General features: G+C 70.9%; 2 protein-coding genes. Both read right to left on the bottom strand.

Annotated features, from left to right (window positions below; all coding sequences use genetic code 11):
• On the bottom strand, nucleotides 1–1689 hold a 1689-nt coding region (locus ACFYMC_RS29660; protein ID WP_388531224.1), incomplete at its 3' end, for a transposase.
• The gene (locus ACFYMC_RS29655; protein ID WP_388531221.1) at nucleotides 1689–2489 is read right to left on the bottom strand and encodes a TnsA-like heteromeric transposase endonuclease subunit; all 801 of its coding nucleotides are present in this window, start codon (nucleotides 2487–2489) and stop codon (nucleotides 1689–1691) included. The genes ACFYMC_RS29655 and ACFYMC_RS29660, both read right to left, overlap by 1 nt.
• Nucleotides 2490–2653: the final 164 nt, after the last annotated feature.

The raw sequence follows: 2653 nt of genomic DNA, 5'->3' as shown, positions 1-2653 counted from the left end.
GTCTAGTAGCACCGGCAGCAGTTCCCGGTCGTCCTGCGGTTTCAGCCCGCGCCGGGCCGCCTCCCGCAGGACTTGCTGGATCCGGGCGTCCGAGAACGCCGGGACGTCGTCGCCGTCCGGGAGCCCCTTCCAGCGCAGCGGGTGCCAGACGCCGCCGAGCTCGAAGAACACCTCGCGGCAGTCGCGTGGATCGCGGTGGACCGCCCACTTCCCGCGGTGGGTGCCGCCCCGGCGGGACGGTCCCCCGGCCCGTGGCAGGGCCGGCCCGGAGTACCAAAGCCCGCCGATCTTCACCCCGCGGTTGGGGTGGATCTTCACGAAGTGCACCGGCAGCAGCTGGTAGTAGAGCTTCGGCTCGGGGATGTGCAGCGGCTGGCCGTCCCGGGCGGCCGCCGCGGCGAACAGTGTGTTCGGACTGTGCTGGCCGCCCGGATCCCAGGCCGGCGCGTACTGGTCCAGCTTCCGGTTCTGCCAGGCGCGGACGATCCAGGTCGCCAGCAGGTTTTCCATCTCCGACAGGGTCCAGACCGCATCGCCCTCCGGGTCCGCGCCGCGATCGGCGACGTCCACCCCGCGATAGCCCAGCAGCAGCTCCAGCAGCAGGGACTGGATGCCGGCGAAGGCCCGCTCGCAGGACGCCTTGTCCTGCGGTCGCATCGCCCGCGCGGGCAGCACCGTCACCCCGAGCGTGCGGGCGACCTGGACCAGGTGGTGGTTCTTGTAGACGCTTCCGTGATCACTGGTCACCGTCTCCGGTGCGAAGAACGGCCGGCCGGCCACCGGGTGCCCGGCGAACTCCGCCACCAGCGCGGCCGGCACCCCGGGGTAGGGCCACTCCATCTCCGGCCCCCACCCCGGCCGCATCGGCAGCGGCAGCATGACGTCCCGCAGCAGCATCGCCACCTCCACCGAGGAGTCCGACCCGGGCGTCAGGCGGAAGGCGACCAGCGAGTGCGTGAAGGCATCGAGCGCCAGGGTCAGGTCGGCGGAGATCGGCTCGGCAAAGACGTCATCGAGAACCTTCACCGGCAGCGGGGTGGTGTCGAGCACCACCACCTGCCCGGGTCGGGAGATGACCACCGGCGAGCCGCCGGGCTCCACCGCCGCGGCCGAGCGCACGTAGCGCTGGCGGGCGCCGTCCGGGCCGAACCACTCCTTCCACACCTTTGCCAGCGTGGTGCGGTGCGGCAGCTTCTTCTCCAGCTCGGGCCCGAACTTCTCCCGGACGTACTGGTGGATCATCCTCTCCTTGGTCGTCATGCTCAGCCGCGAGCGGTGCAGCGACTCGGCGTGCACCGCCCGGATCGCCTCGGCGAACTCCGGAATGATCGATGGGTGGCCGGACAGCTCGCGCATCCAGCGGCCGTCGGCCAGGCCCACCAGCCCTTCCTCCGCGAACGCGGCCGCCATCCGCCGCAGCGTGCGCTCGCCGACCTGTCCGAGCCCGAGGAACTTCGCGTCCTCGCTCGGCAGGGCGGCCAGCTCGGCCACCTTCGCCTCACGGCGCTGCGTCAGCGGGACGTGAGCCGGATCGAACTGCGCGCGCGGCTCGCCCTCCTCGGCCCAGAACGCACTGCCGCTGCGGTAACCGGTCTCGGTCTCCAACAGGTGAGCCAGCCGGATGCGAGCCCGCCGCTGGTCTTCTTCGTCCAGGTCCTCGAAGCGGACCGTCTGCTGCTTCTGCCCCATCAGCACTCTCCCGCCGGGTAAATCCATGTGGTGTCCCCGAACGGCTGGCGCAGGTCCACGGCCAGGCGCCGGTGCCAGAGCAGATGAACGGCATGAGTTCGCGCGACCGCCGGCAGCTGTGTCCGCTCGACCAAGTCCCCGAACTGCCGGGGCTGCCGCCCCAGCACCTCGAGCAGTTGGCCCTGCAGGCCCAGCTGGTCCGTCATCGGCCGCCGCCGAGCCGAGAACGTGTCCAGGCCCGTCATCACCTGCCGGTGCCAACCCGTCACAACCGCGTACCGCCAGCCGACCGCAGCCGCCGCCCGAGCCGCCGCGGCAAACCGCACCTCGTCCTCCTGCTCGATCCGCCCGGCCGGCCGGACATCGAACAGCCAGGCCGCCCCCGGCGTCACCGCGAGGAAATCTGGGATGTGCGAGTCCGGGCCATCAGCCTGGGAGAACCGCAGGCGAAACGGCTGCGACAGCACCTCGACCACCCCGCCGGCGAAGTCCAGTGCCAGCAGCAGGCGCCGCTCCGCCAGGCTCTCGAACCCGTGCTGCCGACCGGTGGAGACCAGGACCTCCAGCCCCGGCCGGTGCCTCTGACCAGCTCGCCAGGAGAACCGGCGTACCGGCACGGACAACGCCGTCGGCGCGTCCGCGAGGTCGCGTACCGGCACGATGACCTCGGTCTTGCCCGCCTTCCAAACCGCCGTCCACGTACGCAGCCAGCCTGGATCATCGCTCAGTCGGCCCGCAGCCTCCTCCGGCACGGCATAAGGCAGAAACAGCTCGTCCAGGGCGCACGTGTGAGACCACACCGGCCCAACCTCGCGTACGGCATCGACCAAGGAACTCACTTCACCAGCACACCGCGACCCGGGTGTACCAACTACGAGATCACCGGAAACCGCCTCGTCACCTCGCGCCAGCGCTACCCTGCCCGCCCACACGCTCAACTGGACAACTACGACGCTCAGTCACA

The sequence above is a fragment of the Streptomyces sp. NPDC006879 genome, assembly GCF_042869595.1.
Taxonomy (GTDB): domain Bacteria; phylum Actinomycetota; class Actinomycetes; order Streptomycetales; family Streptomycetaceae; genus Streptomyces.
Note: the sequence above shows the minus strand (reverse complement) of the source record. Positions and strands in the feature narration are given on the sequence as shown.